Source organism: Gammaproteobacteria bacterium (assembly GCA_041395445.1).
In the GTDB taxonomy this organism is placed as follows: Bacteria; Pseudomonadota; Gammaproteobacteria; order Xanthomonadales; family Marinicellaceae; genus NORP309.
Genome location: JAWLAO010000010.1, coordinates 21,539 through 44,434, shown reverse-complemented (window position 1 = coordinate 44,434; position 22,896 = coordinate 21,539). Strand labels below are relative to the sequence as shown.

The following is a 22,896-nucleotide window of genomic DNA, read 5'->3' as shown; positions in this document are numbered from 1 at the left end:
TGGCTAGACGGAATAACTATCGAAGTAAAGGCATCTCGCGCCGTAGATAGTGATAGCGATGAGCCTCTTTATATGAAAGCCCTTTCTAGGCACACAAAGAAACGGTTTTTAATGAATTTTCAGCAGCTAAAGCCGCAGTGCTGCGATGTTTTTATTTGGGTTGCGGTCTTCCGCGATGAAATCGTCCTATGGATTATGAGTTCAGATGAAGTGTTAAATCACCCTCTTTACTCAAAGGGACAACATCGAGGAAATAAAGGAAACGAAGGCCAGCTTCATGTAAAGGATGATAATGTGAGCCAGTTAAACAGGTTTGAATTGAAGGATGACAACATTGAAAAAGCAATCCGTGATGCAGCAAAAAGGAAAAGCAGCTAACAAGGCGCTGCACCGGACGGCAATTCCGCTACGCTCCATTGCCGCCGGTGAGCTTGGTCGTTAGGCTTAGGGCATCGGAGAAATAATGAACTATAAAGGTAAACTAATCCGGTGGAATGAAGACCGTGGTTTTGGTTTTATTAAGTCAGATACTTTAAATAAAGAAGTATTTATTCATATTTCCGCGTTAAAGCAGATAAGTAGAAAACCCTTGGTTGGTGATTTTATATATTTTGATTTGGTTGAGGGTAAAGATGGTAAAACACGTGCGGAAAATGCACGTATTGAAGGGGTAACTCAAGTAAACCGTGGTAGGAGAAAAAGAAGTAACAAAATTTATATATTTGCTTTCCTTATTATGGCTATTGTTTGTAGCTATTTCTTTAAGTTTTTTATGGCGGGTTCAGGTTCTACGCAAATATTGGACAGCAAAATTGATAGAGTAGGCAATGTAAGTAATTTTAGTTGCCAAGGAAAACAACATTGTAATCAAATGAATTCATGCGCAGAAGCAATATTTTATTTAAACAATTGTCCAAATGTAAATATTGACGGTGACAATGATGGAATACCATGTGAAATGCAGTGGTGCGACTAAAAAATGCCTAACAAGTTGCTGCAACGGACATGGTTCAGTTGGCACCTTTTCGGCATCGCTTCGCTGGCCAAAAAGTCGCCAACTGTACCATGCCGCTGAGCAATGCGATAGATTGGCGCATCCCTGCGCCAATCTATTGTGGAGCTAACCTGTTTCCTTCGATGATATTCGGAGTTGGATTTTAAAACAAAGTTTATTTGACCGGTGGCTTGAGTTATCTTAAACTAAAAAGATAAAACAGAAACGGAGCAAAATATATGACCGAGTGCTCAAATGGCTGCGCCACCTATCAACAAAGAGCCTTCCATGGCCATCCTGACCATGAAAAGACTAGCAGGTTAGCTCCACATTATGTGCAAGGGAAATGACTATTAATGAATCAAGATTGGATTCTTCAAAAGAAAGAAACGCGCCGGACTTTTTAATCTCGTTCCCACGTTCCGCGTGGGAACGTATGCTAAATACTCCAACGCTGAGCATTGGAGCGAGATATAAAATTATTGAGATACCTGCCTACGCAGGTATGACGGTTTGGAACGTATGTCGGTTTATAAATAAAAAAGCTCTGTGCAACTCCGTGTCTTCTGTGTGATCTCTGTGTTCCTAAGACAACTTTGGCTAATGCCAACGACCCAAAAGTCATGTAATAAATCACGGAATCGTTAGGAGATGCTGAAATAAATTCCACTAGTGTCCGGTTAAATTTTTAGAGTATGTTCTGAAAGCATTGCAATGTTTGGTTTTGCGGTATATAACCAAGTTTTCAGACTTAAAAAACACAAACATTGCAACTATGAAGAGTATGACACGATTTTCTCAGTTATTGAACCATTTCAAAAATGCATTTAAAAAATAATTGCCAACGAAAAAAGCAGACAGATACCTAAAATCATTCAAAACCTGGGATTTATTAATACGGGTTGTTTACGGACAGATTACTCAAACCAAATCACTGGGTAGAAGAGTGATCAGTGGTTTTAATACTCACACAAATAGCCACTATCATATGCACTAAAAGTGAAACGCTCTACATTTTCAGAAGCATTAAGCAAAAGAAGTATCGAGCCTTTAAATGAATTTGAAGTTCTAGATGGGTCAGTTCTCATCCAAACATAAAAAGAAATGTAAAGACTTTATTTCGATTATTGATTCCACACCAATAACGCTAAAATCACGGGCTATGAATGGGCATTAAAGAACAGAACCATAATGAATCCCCGGTGATGGCTGAATTTGATGCTGATTGTAATGTAATGGATGACGGGGTTCCTGTTGGTTCTGCAACTATTCATCCGGCTGTGATTGTGGATTCCTATCCGGTGCATTTATTATTCAGAGACCCCGGGCATTTGGAGTTTACCATTGCCGGTCGTACCTATGAATATGTAAAATTCGGCTGGAGAGACAATTTACACACTCCGTCTATGGATTGGGTGACTGATTACACATGGCATATTACCGGTAGTGCGAGTGGTTATGATAACAGTGGAAATACCGATACAACTTCATCAAAGTTTATTTTTAATGATAACATAAATACCGGTTTTGAAGTGTTTGATGATATTTCATTGCATCCACAGGTGATGGCTTATGTGGGAGATAAGCCTGAGTATGTTTACTATATCAGTGATATTAAGCATTCTTATAGAGTGGTTTCGTTTTTTAACTATGATACGGCCGCAGTCGATGCTTATGAGCCTTATATGTATGGGAATAATTCTAACAGATTTTGGATCTTACTGGTTCATGATCCGATCAAAAGAACGGTGATGATGTATACCGTCAGCGGAGATAAACACACACAAAACGGCTTGAGTGCCGATGCCGGTATCCCCTTGAAGTTTAAAGCAATGGCTAATCCGGATGATGATGTGATTAATTTTTACCCAGCCAAGTGTGAGGGTGTGAACGGGTTGAATGACACCAATTGTTCAAGAACTGTAGCTGTTAATCGTAATGATAGTATGGCAACATGGTCACCACAAAATGTTCATTCATCAACCATGAAGATGATGAAACTTGGAGTCGGCGGTAAACGCTACAAGTATCATGCCAATAACGGTGAAAGTGATTCGCAAGCGATGGCAAGAATCAAACAAATGATGGTGGATGACGGTACGATTGAAGCTGGAGATGGTTAGTTTCATTGGAAGGTTGGCTAAGGCCAACAACCCAAAAGTCATGTTATAAATCAGGGAATCGTTAGGAGATGCTGAAATAACGGCATGACGAGTAATTTGATGAGATTGTCTCTTCGCTCCTGCTACGAGCCCTTCGGGTCGCTTCGCGTGGCAAAACGGCTATCCTGCCGTTTGGTCTTACGACTTCGTGGACTTCGTCCACTTCGCTCAGTATGACTGTGGTTCATATAAACCCCTTTACTCTCACCGAAATATTTCTGAAGAATTTGGAATTACGTTTGCAAGTGTCTGAGCATTGCTTGCAATGTGAGTTTTTTGCAAACGCCAAATTTGAAAAAATATTAAGGGAAGCCAACGGCTGAGAGTTTGGGGTGTGTTTTGTGTTACTTTTCGCACAGGCAAAAGTATCATAAAGTATTAAACTCCTATCAAGAGCCAGTCAGAAAATACACTGAATATAAGCTCAAATACCTAACTATTTTGTACTTAACTTTCTCCCCAAATAATCAACTCCAAACACAATCACAAAAGCTAAAATCATCATGGAAATTGCCAGTGTGGTTTGTGGTTGTGGATGAAGATTCGGGAGGATGTTGGTGGTTTCTGTTTTCCAGGGCCAGACTTTGACCAGTGAACCGAGCATGAGTCCGCTGAGAAAAAAAACAGAGGCTTCGTAAAATCTGGCGAGGACCAATTTAATCACTCGGGTAAAGATTAATAAGCCTATTACCGCACCAATTGCAAATATGGACAGTACCGCAAAATCTCTGTCAGCAACTGCATTGATTAGGGTTTCATACATACCTATGAGTAATAATATAAAACTACCTGAAATTCCGGGAAGTATCATTGCGCAAATAGCGATACCTCCGGCAATAAAAACGGCGGTGTTGTTATCCGGGAATGGAATTGATGTCATTGAACCAATCCAATATCCGAAAGCAATTCCCGGAATGAGCCATAAAAAATGAACTGCTTTTTTATGTTTGATATGCTGAATGATTAAAATTGCAGAAGCTATAATGAGTCCGAAGAAAAACGACCAAGTTGGCACAGGATGATTAGCTATGGCATATTTGATGGAGTGCGCAAGCAGCACAAAAGCCGTTAGAATGCCAAGAAGCAAAGGGAGCAGGAAACTGCTGTCTATGTGCTTCCAAAATTCTTTAAATCGACCGCTGAAAAACAGTTTTATACATTCAATATCGAAACTGGCAATAGCATTGATTAAACGCGGATAAATTCCGGTCATTAATGCGATAGTCCCACCTGAAACTCCGGGAACAACATCAGCAGCTCCCATTGCGACACCTTTTGCCGCGATCAGTAATTTATCAAACATCAGAGGATAAGCCTGCCAATACACATCTTAAAACGCCGTAACTATATTCACCATCTAGCATATCGAATACCGGTTTTAGTTTATTATCTTCGAGGTAGCCGGTAATTTCGGCAACTGATATGATTTCATCAATTTCATCTTGCGGCAGTCCTACGACTTTAGTCAGTTCCAGAGAACCATATTTGACAGCTTCGGCAAGATGTGAATAAACCATGTTGAGGTTGATATCACGTTCTTCGGCAATATCTTCCGGAGTGTGTCCCTGATTGAAAAGATAAATGGTTTCTTTACTGTTATCACTGAGTCTGGCGTTAACATCTTGCTGGTTGTCGAATTTATTGATTAAAGCACAAAAACGGTCACCATACTTCTCAGATTTGAATTCACCGACGCCTGTAATGTACTTGAACTGATCTTTGTCGGTGGGTCTGGATTTGACCATTTGCAGCATGGATGCATCGGTAAAAATAATGTATGGAGGCACACCTTGCTCGGTGGCTAATTCGGTGCGAAGTTCTTTCAATGCTTTCCATAACGGTTGGTCATAGTTTTTCAACTCATAATCGCTGGCATGTTCTTCCTTGCTAACTGTTTTCTTGGTTTTCTTAGTGACTTTCTTTATGAAGAATTCGTCATCACCATTAAGCAGTTGTTCGCACTTATCGGTGAGATTGAGCGCATTGTGCTGTTCTTCGTTGATAAGCAAGTATTGATGAGTAATGAGTTGCCTGAAAATCGTTCTCCAGCAACCTTTGGTTTCATTCCCACCGACACCGAAAACACTGAGCTTATCATGTCTGTTTTCAAGAATTCGCTCATCTTTTTTACCTGTCAGAACATCAATCAGGTACATAATTCCGAATCTTTCTCCAGTGGCTTTTACAACAGATAAAGCAGTTTTGGCAGATTCGGTGACGTTGATTTTTTCCGGTGGATTGAGGCAATTATCACAATTGCCGCAAGGTTTTTCCATTTCCTCACCAAAGTAAGCGAGAAGAGTTTGTCTTCGACAGGAGCTTTGTTCGCATAAGTCTATCAATGAATCGAGTTTATTGTTGAGAACTCGTTTATGTGCGTCCTCAGCATTGGAACCGGTGATAAACTGACGTAGCAATACCACATCTTTGTAACTATATGCCATCCAGGCATTCGAGGGCATTCCGTCACGACCGGCACGCCCGGTTTCCTGATAGTACGATTCAATATTTTTAGGTAAGCTGTAATGAGCCACAAATCGCACGTCCGGTTTGTCGATTCCCATACCAAAAGCGATTGTCGCAACAATAATTATATTATCCTCTGCAAGAAATCTCTTTTGATACTCCGCCCTTTTGGCTGAACTCATTCCGGCATGATAGGGCAGAGCATTTCGACCTTTTTTGTTGAGGAAGTCGGCAGTTTCTTCGACTTTTTTACGGGAAAGACAATAAACAATCCCTGAATCATTGGGATGGTTGTTTTTAAGAAATTTATTCAGTTGCTGAAAACCACTTTCTCGTTCTACGATTTCATATTTAACATTTGGACGATCAAAACTATTAACAAAAATTTTGGTGTTTTGTAATTTTAATTGCTTAACGATTTCATTTTTGATTTTTTCATCGGCAGTTGCTGTTAAAGCAATTTTCGGAGTCTCGGGAAACTCATCGGTCAGGACTTTGAGTTCCTGATAAACTTGTCTGAAATCATGTCCCCACTCCGAGACACAGTGAGCTTCATCAATAGCAAATAAGGAGATTTTAGAATTTTTAAGTAACTCCATCGTTTCATCTTTGAGAAGTCTTTCCGGCGATAGATAGAGCAAATCCAGTTTATCATCCAGAAGCATTTGTTTGACTTCGTCATTTTGTTTAACGGTTTGGCTGGAATTGATGAATGCGGCTCGAATTCCCAATTGTTGGAGTGCTTCAACCTGATCTTGCATGAGCGCTATCAGCGGCGATATAACAATTCCAGTACCTTTTAAAATAAGGGATGGAATTTGATAGCAGATTGATTTCCCGCCACCGGTTGGCATTAATACCAAGACGTCTGAATCTGAATTCAGAACAGTGTCGATAATATTTTCCTGATGATGTCTGAATTCACTGTAGCCAAACACATCTTTTAAGACTTTTCTTGCTCGTTGCATGCGATATTCTCAATACTGTTATCTGGCGGTTTTTTGAAGGTGAACCAGACAGATAATCATATAAATCAATTGGGTTCGGGTTTACAATTTTAATTAGTATACAATACCGAGAACTTTTTTACCATACCTGAAATTAATGCTTTTTACGGTGATAAATGATTTAGTGAGCAATGCTAAATTGTATATGTTGAGAATCGGCTGGAATTTCTGCATTTGCTTTTAGGAAAATTCTGTTCTCAGATATGTTGAATTCTTCAATGAGTTTACTTTGAACGATTTGCATACGACTTTTGGCAAGAGCTTGTAGTTGCTCAACAGGATGTTCTTCATTGATCAGTTGTTCCCACAAATATTGCGAGAGTTTAGCTTTATCGAGTTGATTTTCATTGGTGAATTGGACTTCGGCTTCTTCGAATTTATCTTTACCAAAAATGGTGATAAATTGTTGCTTCAAAGGCTTCAATTCAATTTCCTGTGAAAACTCAGGTTTTTCGGAGATTCCCAGTTTTTGTAATAATAATTTTTGTTTTATGGCTTGAATGTCTTCAATTGAATTCGGGTTTGATGACATTTCCAGAATTAATGCAGGTCTTTTTTTGAGGATTTCATCAATTGCATTGAGTTTATTGCTTTCTGCTTCGCTTAACTGATCTGAACCTGGGATGAAGCTAATTCCTGAAAGGTCGATATTGTCACCATTGGGAACCAATTTGCCCAAAATTTTAAATGGTGAGGCTACAATTCCGGTGATCAGTTTAAAGAAAGCTTTGATGACAAGTCCGCCATAACTAAAATCAGGATCATCAATATTACCGCTTACCGGTAAATTTATTTTCATAATACCTTTACCGTCAGTGAGAAGACTGACAGCTAGTTTTAAGGGAATATTAACAGCCTCTTTGCTATTTGTTTTATCACCTAATTCCAACTGTTTGAATTGCAGATTGTTTTCGCCTTTGAGAATATTTTTGTTCAATTTATAAGATAAGTCCAAATCCACTTTGCCACGATTGACCGGAAACCCCAGATATTTTCCGCTATAAGCACTAAAATTTTGCAGACCTAAATCCTGAACCTGAATTTTGATATCTGTGTATGCTTCGTCTGAAAGAGGATTGATTTGTCCATTAATTTTTAAATCGGCATAATCATCAAGTAATCCGGTTAAATCAACATCTGCTTTGCTGAGATTTTCACTGGATAACCCTTTAACTGTGCCATTCAACTTGCTCAGTTGCGCTGAATAGTTTGGTGTAATGCTTTTGTCTAGTAATCGGGTTTGTCCATCGATAAACTCAATTTGCTTGATTTCAATTAACCAGTCTTTATCTGTAGGGCTACTTTCATTCTCTTCATTGTTAGTAATGTTAGAGAGATTGAGTTGTTTCTCTTCTGAAACTGTTAAAGTTCCGCTGGCTTGATTGATCTGAATTTGATTCAGCAAGATTGATTTTTGCATAAAGTCAATCGATGATTCATTGATATTTAAGTTGTTAACACCAAGAAATAATTCATCATTGCTATCCAAAAGTCTGAGTTCATCAACTGCAAATGTCCCTGTTGAAGTGAATTGTTTATCATCGAAGCTGATTTTTTGTTGAGCGGATAACGAACCTTTCTCAACAGATAATTTAACAGCCTCAGGAATCCACGAGTTGTATTCTTCGATGGAAACATTTTGTGCATTGAGATTAGAATCTAAAGTAAAAGGAACCAGTGTCAACTCGCTTGAAACGTCAATATTTTGATTTGACCCGGTATTGATAATTGTGGTTAGAGTTGTTTTTTGTGAATCCAGATTTGTCAGGTTGTTAATTTCCAGGGATTGAAGCGTAAAATCTTGTTGAAATGTTGCACTCTGCTTAATTTTATTGGTCTTCAATAAAGTGTTAACGGCTTTGATATTATTGATTTTAAAAGAAAAATCTTTGGTTTGACTCGATTCATTTTCAACTAGTGGAGACTGTGCACCAAAACCTTTCATTAAAAGCTGATAACTTTCGTCTATGGTGACAGAAAACTTGGCATCTGTACTTGAGATAGATTCAATTGTCAGATTATTTTTTTCTGATTCTAAAGTTGCATTGTTGATTTGGATTCGAGGAATCTCGACTTTAGGGTGTTGTTCATCATTTGGATTTGCCTTAAAATTTGAAACAACTAAATTTTGAATACTTATCAATGGAGGATTATTCACAAGATTAGTTGTAGAAACAGTACCATTTGAGTCAATCTGACCTGAAAATTCATTAAATCCAAACAATTCGTTTTCTTCATCACTGATAAACTCACCCACCGTCTTCACTTTCCAGTTTTCGAGCTGCCACTCCGCAATCACATTGAGTTTAGCAAAATTCAATGTTCCGTGTATATTTGCTTTTTCATCATGATTGGTTATGAAAGATAAATTGAAATTCGTATTGACATCAGCGGTTGTAAACTTTTGATGGTTAAAGAGAATTTGTTTTAATTCAAGATTGATGGTTTTATTTTGACTGGAGTCGATATAATCAACAGAACCTTTGTCAATACCAATTTCACCGATGTATAAAGCAAATTCATCGAAGCCGTCACTAGACTTTTGAGTTGATAATTGCGGATATTTTGCTGAGTTATTTTCAGTTTGAAGCCGGTAATGTGGTTTCTCAAACTGAATCGATGAAAAGCTAAAATCTGAAAAAAGTGTTTGCCAGAAATTGAGATTGGCATAAATTTTATCGGAATGAAACCAAGGTGTTCCGTCATTTGATTTTAATTCAATGTCTTCAATGGTCGTAGAAAAGCTAAATGGATTAAATTTAAAATCCTTGTAAGTAATTGATGAATTTAGATTTTTTGAAACAAAATCCTGAAGCGGGTCTTTTGCAAAATATGGAACAGTAAAAAACCCGAGAGAAGAGTAGAGGAGTATTAAAACCACAATCCAAAAAGGGATGGATTTGTAGATTGGCTTTTTACTGTCCATATTTTGTATTCTACCTAATCGTGAGTTAATAATATGTTAATTTGAAGTTAAAGTTTTATTTAACTCTCATTCCGGGTTCTGCGCCATTATCCGGATTCAGAATAAAAATATCTTCACCACCCGGTCCTGCTGCCAATACCATGCCTTCAGAAACTCCAAAGCGCATTTTTCGTGGTGCCAGATTTGCCACCATAACCGTATTTTTGCCGATTAAATCTTCCGGTTTGTAGGCTGATTTGATTCCGGCAAAGACATTTCTTTTCTCACCACCCAAATCCAACGTTAATTGCAATAACTTATCAGCTCCTTCAACATGCTCAGCATTAATGATTTTAACGACTCTTAAATCGACTTTGGCAAAATCATCAAAATTTATGGTTTCATTTATCGGGTCGTTTGTTAAATGTTTGGATAAATTGCCGGTTTCTTGCTCCAGTGACTCCAAATCTTGCTTGGAATCTTCGATAATACTTTCAACGGATGACATTTCAATTCGAGTAATTAAAGGTTTGAATTTGTTAATTTGGTGATTAAAAAGAGGTTGTTCAATATCATGCCAGTTGGCAAAACGGATATTTAAAAATTCCTCAGCTTTTTCGGCAGTATCCGGAACCACCGCAGAAAGCCACGACATGAGGACACGGAACAGATTGATACCATCAGAGCAAACTTTATGAACCAGTTCCAAGTTGTTTTCATCCTTAATTGCTTGCCACGGAGCCATATCTGAAATGTATTGATTGGCAGAATCCGCTAACGACATGATTATCTTGATAGCCTTGGAATACTTTCTGTCTTTGAATAATTGTAATATTTCTTCAGAACTTTCGATAAACTGTTGATAAAGTTCAGAATTATTCATCTCAGAAGAAAGAGTTGAATTAAACTTCTTGGTGACAAAACCCGCACAACGACTGGCGATATTAACAATTTTACCAACCAAATCAGAATTAACTTTTGCTACAAAATCTTCTAGATTAAGGTCAATATCTACGATATTTTCCGATAATTTTGAAGCGTAATAATATCTCAAATAATCCGGTTGCAAGTGTTTCAAATAGGTTGATGCGTTGATGAAAGTTCCGCGAGATTTAGACATTTTTTTGCCATTTACCGTGATAAAACCATGCACATAAACTGAATCCGGAACTTTGATTCCTGAGCCGTATAACATCGCCGGCCAGAATAAACTGTGAAAATAAAGAATATCTTTGCCGATAAAATGTACCATTTCCGTATTTGCGTCCGGAGCAATCCAGTCCTCAAAATCTTCATTGTGTTGTTCGCAGTAATATTTCAAGCTGCCTAAATAACCTACCGGCGCATCCAACCAGACATAGAAATATTTATCCTCTGTTTCTGGGATTTTAAAACCAAAATAGGGAGCATCACGAGAAATGTCCCAGGATTGTAAGCCCATTTCAAACCATTCCTGTAGTTTGTTGATGACTTGCTCTTGTAAAGCTCCTTGATTCATCCAATCTTTGAGCATATCCTCAAAATTTTGTAAATTGACGAAATAATGAAGCGATTCTTTAATGATTGGTGTTCCACCAGAAATTACTGAACGTGGATTTTTTAGCTCTATAGCATTGTATGTTGCCGCACAGTTTTCGCAATTATCACCGTACTGGTCTGCTGTTCCGCATTTTGGGCATTCACCTTTAACAAAACGATCTGCGAGAAACATATTTTTTTCGGTATCAAAAAGTTGTTCAACAACTTCAGTTTCAATGTGTCCATTGGCTTTCAGTCCATTATAAATACGATTGACCATTTCCTGATTTTCAGGAGAGTGAGTGGTATGGTAATGATCATAAGAAATATTGAAACCTTGCAAAATTTGCCAATGCTCTTCGCGAGTTCCTGCAACAAACTCCTCAGGCGTGACTCCTTCTTTCTCCGCTCGCAGCATAATCGGTGCACCATGAGCATCTTCCGCACACAAATAACGCACTTTACGACCGATAGAACGATGAATTCTCGCCCAAATATCCGACTGAGTGTGCTCCAGAATATGTCCTAAGTGCAAAGCTCCATTTGCATAAGGCAAAGCTGATGTAATAAAAAGTTTCTTTTCTTTTTGCATTAATATCTGTGATTTAAAATACCGAATTTGGTATTATCTCATTTATTGATTATTTTGTATATTTAATGACTTATAAAACAATAAAGCCAATCAATAATATCCTTTTCTATACCTTTTCAATCTTTATATTTATGATGATTAATTATCGTGGAGTAGTGGTTGATAAGTCACTAGGGAAGTTAACAGATTGTTTGGGTTGTTATAAATACTGGATTATCAGTGTTGATTCCAGAGTGGCAATATTTGCATTTATAATATTGTTTTTTGGCTTTTTTTCTAAAACTTATTTGATTAGATTTAGTTCAAGATTAGTTTTTGTTATTTATCTTATTTATAGCTTGATTGATATTTATCTTTATAAATTTTTGAATCAAAGATTAATGTTTTCAGATATTTGGATTTACTTCAATTTTGATTTAATTGTTGAAATATTGAATAAAAACAATAAGTTAGCATCGGTCTTAATTCTGTTAATCAGTTCCCTCAGCATTTTCCTTTTCGTGTTTAAACATCAACCACTCACTTTTAAAAATAAAGATAAAGTTTTTTCTGGAATGATCTTTCTCACTCTTTTGGGGATGATTTTTTTTGTAAAAAGAATAGACTATATAAATGATGTGACAATAAGAAATATTGTTGATATAAATCTGAAGACATCTTCAGCTGTTAATTACAGTTTAAAAATTGAGAATGAGTCGCTAAAGAAAAATAACAAATTCAATGCGCTCACATGTTCCCAAAACAACAATGTTTCTCGACCAAATATTATTTTGGTTGTTTGGGAATCTCTATCAATGTATCAAAGTAAATTATTTTCAGGATTGAATGATTGGACGCCAAATTTAGATCACTTAGCGCAAGAAAACAGATATTATACCAATTTCTTTGCCAACAATTTTACCAGTCTGGAAGGGCGCTTGGCGTTGTTGACTGGTGAGAAAACATTCAGAGATATTGCAGCAATGACAGTTGACAGGGGGCGAGTGGGTTATTTGAATCTGGAAAGAAACGTTCCAATAATATTTAACGATAATGAATATCATACCGCATTTCTTGATGGAGCCAGTTTGAAATTTACTAATACCGGTGAGTTTATGAGAAATTTAGGGTTTGATTATGTGGAAGGTCAATCATACAAAGGCTATAAAGGTTTCCCCAGATTTGGATTCAGGTCTGTTGCTGACAATGTTTTGTTTAATCGGGTCATTGATTATATAAAAACACTAGATAAAAATTACTTTATTACAGTAATTACTGTTTCAACTCATGCTCCATATATTGACCCAGTAACACGAGAGAAATCAATTGAAAAAACAACAAGATTTGCAGATAAAAGTTTATACGAATTTTATTTAAAACTAGAACAAGAAAATTTTTTTGAAGATGGTATTTTAGTCATTACAAGCGATCATAGAAGTATGACACCAGTTTCAAAACAAGAATTGGAGAAATTTGGCAGAGAAGCTGTATCAAGAATTCCTTTAGTTGTAGTTGACAGAAAAGCAATTTCGAATCAGATAAGTGAGCAATACCTGCAACAGTCTGATTTTTTAAACTCTTTTGAATATTTAATTTCAGAGCAACATTGTATGAGAAACGGTGAAGGAAATATATTTTCAACTCCGGCAAAGTCTTCTGAATGTATTTACCATAGCAGGGGGGATTTTAGAGATGAAATTGATGTTTACTGTGATGATGGAAAAGAGTCAGCAGTCATTAAATTAGATGGTGATAATACAAAAAAAATTTCAGGAAAATTAAAAAATGAAAGCGAAATTATTGATTACATTAATGCTTCGAGAATTTCTGCTAAAAAAAGACATGAAGAATATCTCAGAATGCTGTCAAAATAATTGAATTCTTTTTCTCTATCAATTCAAATACAGTCAATAGCAAATCAACTTAAGAAATATGTTAACTCAGCAACAATTCGAAAATTTCAGACAGCAAGGTTACAACAGGGTTCCTGTTTATAAATGTGTTTCAGCTGATTTGGACACACCATTAAGCGCATGGCTTAAGCTTGCAAACGGACGCAATACATTTTTATTGGAATCTGTGGTGGGTGGATCTCGCTGGGGGCGATATTCTATCATCGGATTATCAGCTGATACTAACTATATTGCCAGAGGAGATGAAATTACCAAATATGTTCTGGGTGAAATTGAAGAATCTTATACTTGTGAAAATGTACTTGACGAACTTAGAGCAATTAAACAGGAGTATAAAGTCCCAAAGATTGATGAGCTTCCTGCATTTAATGGTGGATTGGTTGGTTATCTGGGTTATGAAATCATCGAACACATTGAAGATAAGCTCAAAAACAAAGCACCAATAGACAAATTAAAAATTCCTGATGTCAATCTGATGGTAGCAGAAGAAATTGCTGTTTTTGATAATCTGTCAGGTAAAGTCTGGATAATTATTCATGTCAATCCCGAAGATAATATGGCTTATGCAAAAGGGCAGAAAAGACTGGAAGAACTCACTCATCGTCTTCGCAGTGGTTCCACAGGTTATGCGGAAATGATTAATCATGGTTTGCCGGGAGATTCCGATATTGAGATGAGCTTTTCGCAAGCTGAATTTGAAAAAGCAGTCACTGATTGTAAAGAACTGATTGCCGCAGGTGATATTATGCAGGTTGTTCTCTCACAACGTATGAGTATGCCATTCACAGCGCGTCCGATGGATGTTTATCGGGCATTGCGAGCATCTAATCCCAGCCCTTACATGTATTTTATGGATTTTCAGGATTATCAGGTTGTGGGTTCTTCTCCTGAAGTATTGGTGCGTAAGCACGTTGATAAAGTTACCCTCAGACCCATTGCGGGAACACGTCCAAGAGGTGCAACCGTTGAAGAAGATGAAAAGTTTGAACAAGAATTACTTAATGATCCCAAAGAGCTTGCGGAACACCTGATGTTGATTGATTTAGGTCGAAATGATGTTGGCAGAGTGGCAAAAATTGGTTCGGTAGAGTTGGTCGATAAAATGATAATCGAACACTATTCACATGTAATGCATATTGTTTCCGAAGTTCAGGGCAAGTTGCAAAAAGACAAAGACAATATTGATGTGATTAAGGCCGTTTTTCCTGCGGGGACACTTTCAGGTGCTGCCAAAGTCAGGGCAATGGAGGTGATTGCTGAAATGGAGCCGGTGAAACGTAATGTCTATGCCGGAGCGGTTGGATATTGGGGCTGGCATGATGATATGGATTGGGCGATTGCGATTCGTACCGCAGTAATTAAAGATGAAAAACTACATGTTCAAGCAGGCGCAGGTATCGTTGCAGACAGCAATCCGACAAAAGAGTGGGAAGAAACCATAAATAAAGGCAAAGCCGTGTTTAAAGCCGTTGAAGTGGCTGCAAAAGGAGAAATTTGATGCTATTGATGATTGATAATTATGATTCATTTACTTACAACCTGGTGCAATATTTTGGCGAACTCGGTTGTAAAGTCAAGGTTTTCAGAAATGATGAAATCTCCGTAGAAGATGCATTAGCCTTAAATCCTGAACAAGTTGTAATTTCACCGGGTCCCTGTGATCCGGATTTAGCAGGAATTTCCATGCAAATGATCAAAGCCTGCGCCGGTAAAATTCCACTTCTGGGTGTTTGTCTTGGTCATCAATCGATAGGACAGGTTTTTGGTGGTAAAGTGATTCGAGCCAAACAAATAATGCATGGCAAAACATCTCCGGTTTATCACAACAATAGCTCGGTTTTCACCGGAATTGAAAATCCGGTTAAAGTCACGCGTTATCACTCGCTGGTAGTAGAAAAAGAATCCTTACCGGATTGTCTGGAAATCACCGCATGGACTGAAGATGAAAACGGCAACTTTGACGAAATCATGGGTTTTCGTCATAAAGAATATGCAATTTCAGGTGTTCAATTTCATCCCGAAAGCATCCTGACAGAGCAGGGACATCAGATGTTGCAGAACTTTCTGGACGGGAAGTATTAAAAAAGGGCTAATAACCATGAAGGTCTTGAAGGACATGAAGGTTAAAAAGTGAAATTATCTTCATGAACTCCATGTTCTTCATGGTAAAACTGAAACAATTGTACTAGTAATAATTTAACTCAACAATTGAGTATCAATCAATAAACCTCTTTCACTCTCCCAACAACTCCCGATTCCAGTCTCACTTTAATCCCATGAGGGTGATTGGGAGAATTTGTAAGGATGTTTTTCACAATTCCTTGGGTGAGTTCGCCAGTTCTTTGGTGGTGTTTTTGCACCACTGAAACGGAAGAGCCTATTTGGATATTTTTTCTTGATTTTCCATCCATAGCTAATTCCTCTGTTGATAATCGCTGAAAAAATCCGCCATGCGGTTGATAGCTTCTTCGAGGACTTCTTTGTGTGGCAAAAAGACAAGGCGAAAATGGTCGGGTTTGGGCCAGTTGAATCCTGTTCCGTGAACCAACAGAATTTGCTTGCTTTTTAATAAATCCAGAATCATTTGCTCATCATTTTTTATATTAAATCTTTCTTTATCCACCTTCACAAAGCAATACATGGCTCCCTTTGGTTTAGTTGTAGAAACACCGGGAATATTGTTTAACATATCGTATGCAGTGAGCCTTTGCTGATTGAGACGACCTTCTCCGGCAACTAATTGATTAATGCTTTGAAAGCCTCCAAGTGCTGTTTGAATCGCAAATTGGGTGGGAACATTCGCACACAAGCGCATTGAAGAGACCATTTCTAATCCCTGAATATAATCTGTGGCATCCTCTGTTTTGCCACTGATGACCATCCATCCGGTTCGGTAGCCGGCGGCACGATAGTTTTTTGACAAACCGTTGAAAGTCACAAACATCAAATCATCAGCGAGAGAGGCTGTTGAGGTAAACTTCGTATCGTCATACAGGACTTTGTCATAAATTTCATCGCTAAAGATTATCAGATTGTGTTTTCTGGCAATTTCAATGATCTTGAGCAGAGTTTTTTCAGAGTAAACAGCACCGGCCGGATTGTTTGGATTAATGACCACAATTCCTCTGGTTTTTTTAGTGATTTTTGACTCAATGTCATCTAAATCGGGCTCCCAGTCTTTTTCTTCATCACAAAGATAATGAACGGCTCGACCTCCAGAAAGATTGACAGCGGCTGTCCACAGCGGATAATCGGGAGCAGGAATCAATATTTCATCCCCGTTATTCAATAACGCCTGCATCGCCATCAGGATTAATTCACTGACACCATTACCGATAAAAATGTGCTCAAATTTAAACTTTGAAATTTTTTCCTGATAATGCTGATAAATGGCAACTCTTGCTGAATACAGACCCTTGGAGTCGCAATACCCCTCGGCATTTGGCAAATTGTGAATTACATCCTTGACAATATCCTCAGGCGTTTCAAAACCAAAAGCTCCCGGATTACCAATGTTTAGTTTTAATATCTTCTGGCCATTCTTTTCCATGGCATTCGCCGCATCCAGAACAGGACCGCGTATATCGTAGCAAACGCCCTTGAGTTTATCGGATTTTTTTATCATGAGTTGAGTAAGTTTTGTATCGAGCTTTTTATAATATTATCACAAAAATTATTTGTCTGACTATTTGTAATTTTTAATCATGCTTATGTGTTAAAAAAACAAATTATTACATCTTTTACAGATCATACACACAACCCCCCCGCGTTTTGCACAAAAACAACTCTATTTTTATTGAAAAAAACTGGTTAACTCAATTTGTAGTGGTCTAATAAACTCGGACACATTTTTAGCCTATATAATACTGAAAACAGAGGTTAGATAATGTCAAAGAAACAAAGATTATCATTTACGGTTGAGCAGCGTCGTGATTATGCCAAATTGATGGTTGAAGAAGGTTATACCTACAAGCAAGTCATGGATATATCAGGTGCAGGTCAAACAGCGGTCAGTCGCTGGAAAAAGCAATATATTGATGAAATTCACGGAAAAACACCCCAAGGAACTCAAGCAATGACAGCTGAGCAACAAGAAATCCAAAGGCTGAAAAAAGAATTATGGCGTGCCAAAAGAGACAATGAAATACTAAAAAAGGCCGCAGCCATCTTTGTTCGAAAGGATTAAGTCAAATGATTAAAAAATAAAGATGGCGCACCCAAAATATCAGACCAAAGAACTTTGCGAAGTGTTTAGCGTTCCAACCAGTACGTATTACGACCAAGTCAAAGAAAAGCCCATATCTGCGAAAAAGCAACAAATGCTTCGTATCATCAAACAAACGCTATTGAAACCAATCACAGTTACGGCAAACGCAGAATGAAAAAGCAACTAAACAATGAAGGATTCAATATTGGCAAATACAAAGCAGCCAGTCTCATGAAAGAGGCAAACATTGTAGCAATCAGGCCTAAGAAAAAGCACCAATACCCTGATGGTGGCATCAGTAATACAAAAGTTGGAAACGTCTTAAATCGACAGTTTAATCAGCCACAGGCCAACACTCATTGGGTCACAGACATCACTTATATACGAAACCACCAATGCTGGAGTTACCTGGCTGCCGTACTTGATTTGGGTGCCAAAGAAATTGTAGGCTGGGCACTGTCAAAGACACCAGATGCACAGCTTGCCACCTTGGCATTGAAAAATGCCATCAATCGTAAGCGACCAATGACCAGCAACTTGCTGGTTCATTCAGATCAAGGCACGCAATACACATCAAACATGTTTGATGTGTATTGCGACCAACTCAAAATAATCAGAAGTATGAGCCGCAGAGGTAATTGTTGGGACAATGCAGTTATGGAACGTTTTTTTAGAAATCTGAAAACAGAAAGGTTGAACACATTAAGCTTTATTAATCATGAAGCAGTGATTGCTGAAGTTGAGAGTTATATCTACTTTTACAACTACAAAAGGCTGAACTCAGCAATTGGATACACAACACCAAACAAAAAATATAACGAATTAAAAAAGCAGCCTAAAAATGTGTCCGGAAAAACTTGACCATTACACTTTAATATAATTAGCTGTAGAATAATCCAATATGATTTTTGCCTATTTCTCTCAATGCAGAATAAATTAGTCCATAAAATAGCTGATGATGACCTTCCCCCCAAAAAAAGAACCATGACAAGGATGAGATTTCCAATTAAACTACAACGCAGGAGATCTCAAAATGAAGAAAAAACGATTTACAGAAGAACAAATAATCAGAGCTATTAAACAGCATGAATCCGGAGTAAAGGTTGATGACATCTGTCGCCAGCTTGGAATTTCCAACGGCACTTTCTACAACTGGCGAAGCAAGTATGCGGGATTGAAGTTTCAGAAGCCAAAAGGCTCAAAGAATTGGAACATGAAAATGCTAAATTGAAAAAGCTACTGGCTGAAAAGCTTTGAGAATGAAGCAATGAGGGATGTTCTCTCAAAAAGTGGTAAAGCCTGTTGGTAAAGGCAGATAGCCAAACACATGAAGAAAACCTTTCATCTTAGTGAAAGGTCATCATGTAAATTGGCAGGCATCAGTCGGAGCGGTTTCAGATATCATCATAAATCTGACAAGGATAAAAGTATCAGATTACGTTTGCTGGAATTAGCTAAAAGGCATCCCAGTTATGGCTATTTGTTTTTACACAGTATTATAAAAACAGAGGGTTTGGTTTGCAATCGCAAGCGGACTTATCGTATATACAAAGAGCTTGGCTTTGCAAGTACGGACACGAAAACGAAAAACTGGTTCGGCCAAGGTTGCCAATGGTGATGCCTTCATCAGTGGATATGAGATGGTCTATGGATTTTGTCAGTGATCAACTGGCAAATGGAAGACGGTTCAGGGTACTTAATGTCATAGATGATTATTCTCGTCAGGTTATCGGTCAGCTGGTTTCATTCTCAATAAATGGCCGTCAAGTAGCGGATTTTTTAGACAGACTGATTGATCAGAGAAAGAAACCGAATCAGATAACATGTGATAACGGCACAGAATTTACATGCAAGACCATGTATTACTGGCAACAACAAACAGGAGTAAAGTTGGGCTTTATTCAGCCTGGAAAACCAATTCAGAATGCATTTGTTGAAAGTCTGAACGGTAAATTCAGAAGTGAATGCCTGAACCAATATTGGTTCAAAAATATAGAAGAAGCCAAAGAATTAATCATGCAATGGAGGAATCATTACAATACAAAAAGACCACATAGTTCACTAAATTATTTATCACCGGTGGACTTTGCAAAACAGGCAGCATAAGATGAAATTCTCATCCAAAATCTGGTATTAATTTGGGGAGAAGGTCAATGACTGTTATTATTTTAGTTGTTTATTGATATTGTCAACTTTATACAGCTATAAAAATTTATAATTATGAAAAAAGATTTTCCGGATAATGTTTCTTTTATGAAAGCAGAGGGCTTAAGTCAAAGAATTGCTCAGTTGATTGGATGTAATAATAAGCTGGATACCGCTATACCGGGGCTGACTCTGTATCGTTGGGATGAGCCTACAAATCCCACAAGTTATATATACATTGCCACCAAGTGTCTGTTTAATTGGTCAAGGTCAAAAGAAAGTATTACTAGGTGAGAGCTCATTTATTTATGATGCAAATAGTTTTTTAATTACTTCTTTGAATCTCCCAATTATTTCCCAAATAATTTCAGCCACGCAGATAAACCATATCTAGGGCTAACTATGGAACTTGATTTAAAGTTAATTGCAAAGTTAATGTTGAGTTTTAAGAGAATTCATCGGAATAATTCTCAAAATTTCACAGGAATGGCGGTAAGTGAGGTTTCATCACCACTTATCAGCAAAGAAATTTTTTACAGATTGTTAATTAGTAACCAAGGGTCACTGCTTAGACAAATTGTTTCTACTGAAAGTAAAAGCTATAGAATTGTTCAAGCTTTGGACTGGCTTAGAAACAACTTTAATAAAACTCTTCGTGTAAATGAACTGGCGAATCGAGTAGGGCTTAGTGTTTCAGCTTTCTACAAGCACTTTAATGCCATAACGGCAATGAGTCCTATTCAATATCAAAAAAAAATAAGACTCAATGAGGCTAGGCAGCTAATGCTAGCAAAAGGCTTGACGGCCTCTGAAGCATGGATATGAAAGTGCGTCTCAATTTAGTCGGGAATACAGTCGCCTGTTTGGAATACCTCCTTAAAAGACATTAAAAATGAAAGAGATCTAATTAGCTGAATATAACTTTAATTAATTTGCTGGATTCAACAACGAAGTGCAACAAAATTTTTATCGAAGTTGAAAAGTAAGATGTGATGTGTTGCACTTGCAGTTGAACTTCCCAAAAAGAGATTGCAAATGTCACACTATTCACATCTTACTGAAGCAGAAAGATATCAGATATCAGCTCTGCTGAAAACTAATTGTAGCAAAACTGAAATAGCAAACATCCTAAATCGTCATAAAAGCACTGTAATTCGTGAAATTAAACGCAATACCGGACTTCGAGGATACAGACCCAAACAAGCCAATGAATTTGCGGTTAAACGGAAATCTGATAATGCCAATAAAATAACCGACTTCTGTTGGGCTTATGTGACTCACTTGCTAAAGAAGAAATTCTCCCCCGAACAAATCAATGGTCGTTTAAAACTCGATGGTTGGGATGGTGTACCCAGCATCGAAAGAATCTATCAATTCATTTATGCTAACAAAGAGAACAAAGCCTCATTGCTTAAACACCTGAGATGCCAAAAACAAAGAAGAAAACGATACAACTCCGGTCAAACCAGACGTGGAAAGATAAGCAACCGCGTAGATATTGATAAACGTCCTATGGTTGCAAATAATCGTTCACGCCTTGGAGACTATGAAGGTGATACAATTATTGGCAGCAAGCACAGAGGAGCACTACTGACTCTTGTTGACAGAAAATCACTCGAAGTCAAAATCAAACCATTGAACCGAAAACTGGCAACCGATGTCAGTCAAGCCTGTATTGAAAAGCTAAAGGATGAAATCACACATACCCTGACTTTGGATAACGGTTTGGAATTCGCAAAACACGAAATGATTAGTGATACTATCGGAATAAACATCTATTTTGCCAAACCTTATCATTCCTGGGAGAGAGCACGAATGAAAATACTAACGGTTTAATCAGACAGTATTTCCCTAAAAACAAGACTCTTGATCAGTTATCAGAAAACGAAGTTCAGGCTGTTGAAGACACTTTGAACAACAGACCCAGAAAAAAAATTAGGCTTTTTAACTCCCCTTGAAGTAAAATCTAGAAACTGGAGTGTTGCACTTCGTTGTTGAATCCAGCTTTGATTTTTATTAAACTAATCTAAATTAGCAGTTTTATTGACTTGGAACAGTTTTCTGATGCTGTTGTTTTTATTAAATTGTTCAATTGTGAACCTCCTTCACTCTTCCAACAATTCCTGATTCTAACCTCACTATTGATGAATATCTCAGCTTTAGTAGAGACGCTTATAAACTAAATTCAAGCGAGTTTGTTTCAATAATTGATAACCTGAATCCGAAAGTGTGTTTAATAAATCGTATTTCCATTGTTGGAGGTTATTTTCGAAAATAATAATTTCAGGCAATAATTCTTTGGGTGAGTTTTGTAAAAAGGGGACAAGAGCTTGATCTTCTGCTCCTTCAATATCACACTTTATGGCGTTAATTTGCTTGAGTTTTGCTTCTTCAACAATTTGCATCAGAGTTTTGCATTTGATTTTGATAATGTTTCCGGAGTTTTTTTCGACAAGAGAACTTGCACCAAGGTTTTTTGAATCTAAATAGAGATCGAACTCGCCGGGTTTATCACTGACACCATAAGGTAAAACCACAAATTGAGGAAACTTGCCTTTGTTTTCAGTAGTTGCATTGAGGTTGAATCTCAACCTTTCAGCAACTATTGGATTAGGCTCAATTGCGATGACTCTTCCCTTGTCACTGAGATGCGTTGCGGCAATGCATGAATATATGCCGACATTAGCGCCGATATCAATAAACACTCCATCTTTTGGAAGGTTTTCTAGTAGAAGCTTCCTTTCTTCGAAATCATATCGCCATGGCATAAATACGAAACCTCTTTCAGATATATTGTCAGTCAAATAGCAACGCATTTTAACTTTTTCTAAAGTTAAATCTAATGGCATCTTGTTGTTTTTAATGACTTTCTTGCGTATGTATTGAGCTAATTGTTTGCCTAACCAATTATTTGAAAGCTTTTGGCAAAAATTGATTTGCTTTTGAGCTTTTATAGTCGGAGTGTATGTTCCAAATGGCTTTTTGATATCGTTCATAAAAGTTGCGGG

The 22,896-nt window shown here is 37.5% G+C and carries 17 protein-coding genes and 2 pseudogenes; 11 read left to right on the top strand and 8 right to left on the bottom strand.

Annotated elements, in window-relative coordinates; all coding sequences use genetic code 11:
• Positions 1–378, top strand: a 378-nt coding sequence (locus R3F25_13010; protein ID MEZ5497718.1) for a hypothetical protein, incomplete at its 5' end; no start/stop codon positions are given.
• A gap of 85 nt (positions 379–463) precedes the next feature.
• The gene (locus R3F25_13005) at positions 464–976 is read left to right on the top strand and encodes an excalibur calcium-binding domain-containing protein (GenBank protein ID MEZ5497717.1); all 513 of its coding nucleotides are present in this window, start codon (positions 464–466) and stop codon (positions 974–976) included.
• A gap of 457 nt (positions 977–1,433) precedes the next feature.
• Here the strand turns inward: R3F25_13005 and R3F25_13000 are convergent, their stop codons facing one another.
• Complete coding sequence (locus R3F25_13000; protein MEZ5497716.1) at positions 1,434–1,664, bottom strand: hypothetical protein; 231 nt, start codon at positions 1,662–1,664, stop codon at positions 1,434–1,436.
• A gap of 496 nt (positions 1,665–2,160) precedes the next feature.
• Here R3F25_13000 and R3F25_12995 point away from each other — a divergent pair, with 496 nt between their 5' ends.
• Positions 2,161–3,117 (top strand): hypothetical protein, encoded by a 957-nt coding sequence (locus R3F25_12995; GenBank protein ID MEZ5497715.1) that lies wholly within the window; start codon positions 2,161–2,163, stop codon positions 3,115–3,117.
• Between the two features lie 475 nt (positions 3,118–3,592).
• On the opposite strand, the gene R3F25_12990 is transcribed toward R3F25_12995, so the two are convergent.
• The 4 genes from R3F25_12990 to metG all read right to left on the bottom strand — a co-directional run bounded on the left by R3F25_12990 (position 3,593) and on the right by metG (position 11,671).
• The gene (locus R3F25_12990) at positions 3,593–4,459 is read right to left on the bottom strand and encodes a DUF368 domain-containing protein (protein ID MEZ5497714.1); all 867 of its coding nucleotides are present in this window, start codon (positions 4,457–4,459) and stop codon (positions 3,593–3,595) included.
• Positions 4,452–6,590: a DNA helicase RecQ gene (gene recQ / locus R3F25_12985; GenBank protein ID MEZ5497713.1), complete on the bottom strand. Its 2,139-nt coding sequence runs from the start codon at positions 6,588–6,590 to the stop codon at positions 4,452–4,454. Before recQ ends, R3F25_12990 begins: the two co-directional genes overlap by 8 nt.
• A 160-nt stretch (positions 6,591–6,750) precedes the next feature.
• Positions 6,751–9,555, bottom strand: coding sequence for a DUF748 domain-containing protein (locus tag R3F25_12980; GenBank protein ID MEZ5497712.1), 2,805 nt, complete (start codon positions 9,553–9,555; stop codon positions 6,751–6,753).
• 55 nt (positions 9,556–9,610) lie between these two features.
• The gene (gene metG / locus R3F25_12975) at positions 9,611–11,671 is read right to left on the bottom strand and encodes a methionine--tRNA ligase (GenBank protein MEZ5497711.1); all 2,061 of its coding nucleotides are present in this window, start codon (positions 11,669–11,671) and stop codon (positions 9,611–9,613) included.
• A 38-nt stretch (positions 11,672–11,709) separates the two neighbouring features.
• Here metG and R3F25_12970 point away from each other — a divergent pair, with 38 nt between their 5' ends.
• Genes R3F25_12970 through R3F25_12960 form a run of 3 tightly spaced genes read left to right on the top strand, consistent with a single transcriptional unit; the run spans position 11,710 to position 15,618 of the window.
• Entirely contained in the window at positions 11,710–13,497 is a 1,788-nt protein-coding gene (locus R3F25_12970; protein MEZ5497710.1) for an LTA synthase family protein, read from the top strand.
• A gap of 58 nt (positions 13,498–13,555) precedes the next feature.
• Positions 13,556–15,034, top strand: coding sequence for an anthranilate synthase component I (gene trpE, locus R3F25_12965; GenBank protein MEZ5497709.1), 1,479 nt, complete (start codon positions 13,556–13,558; stop codon positions 15,032–15,034).
• The gene (locus R3F25_12960; protein ID MEZ5497708.1) at positions 15,034–15,618 is read left to right on the top strand and encodes an aminodeoxychorismate/anthranilate synthase component II; all 585 of its coding nucleotides are present in this window, start codon (positions 15,034–15,036) and stop codon (positions 15,616–15,618) included. The genes trpE and R3F25_12960 overlap by 1 nt, the downstream gene beginning before the upstream one ends.
• Before the next feature lie 137 nt (positions 15,619–15,755).
• Here the strand turns inward: R3F25_12960 and R3F25_12955 are convergent, their stop codons facing one another.
• Positions 15,756–15,947 carry a YwbE family protein gene (locus R3F25_12955; protein ID MEZ5497707.1) on the bottom strand — a complete coding sequence of 64 codons (192 nt, stop codon included), beginning with the start codon at positions 15,945–15,947 and terminating at the stop codon, positions 15,756–15,758.
• A gap of 2 nt (positions 15,948–15,949) precedes the next feature.
• Positions 15,950–17,161: a pyridoxal phosphate-dependent aminotransferase gene (locus R3F25_12950; protein MEZ5497706.1), complete on the bottom strand. Its 1,212-nt coding sequence runs from the start codon at positions 17,159–17,161 to the stop codon at positions 15,950–15,952.
• A 261-nt stretch (positions 17,162–17,422) separates the two neighbouring features.
• Between R3F25_12950 and R3F25_12945 the strand changes: the two are divergent.
• The 5 genes and pseudogenes from R3F25_12945 to R3F25_12925 all read left to right on the top strand — a co-directional run bounded on the left by R3F25_12945 (position 17,423) and on the right by R3F25_12925 (position 21,724).
• A pseudogene (locus R3F25_12945) lies at positions 17,423–18,604 on the top strand (IS3 family transposase).
• Between the two features lie 172 nt (positions 18,605–18,776).
• Positions 18,777–19,849 (top strand): annotated as a pseudogene (locus R3F25_12940) (IS3 family transposase).
• Between the two features lie 244 nt (positions 19,850–20,093).
• Entirely contained in the window at positions 20,094–20,282 is a 189-nt protein-coding gene (locus tag R3F25_12935; protein MEZ5497705.1) for an AraC family transcriptional regulator N-terminal domain-containing protein, read from the top strand.
• Positions 20,283–20,290: 8 nt separating this feature from the next.
• On the top strand, positions 20,291–20,713 hold the full coding sequence (locus R3F25_12930; protein MEZ5497704.1) for a hypothetical protein: 423 nt from the start codon (positions 20,291–20,293) through the stop codon (positions 20,711–20,713).
• 210 nt (positions 20,714–20,923) lie between these two features.
• A complete protein-coding gene (locus tag R3F25_12925) occupies positions 20,924–21,724 on the top strand; it encodes an IS30 family transposase (GenBank protein MEZ5497703.1) in 801 nt (266 codons plus the stop codon).
• Between the two features lie 323 nt (positions 21,725–22,047).
• On the opposite strand, the gene R3F25_12920 is transcribed toward R3F25_12925, so the two are convergent.
• Positions 22,048–22,884, bottom strand: a complete 837-nt coding sequence (locus R3F25_12920) for an FkbM family methyltransferase (protein ID MEZ5497702.1) — start codon at positions 22,882–22,884, stop codon at positions 22,048–22,050.
• Positions 22,885–22,896: the final 12 nt, after the last annotated feature.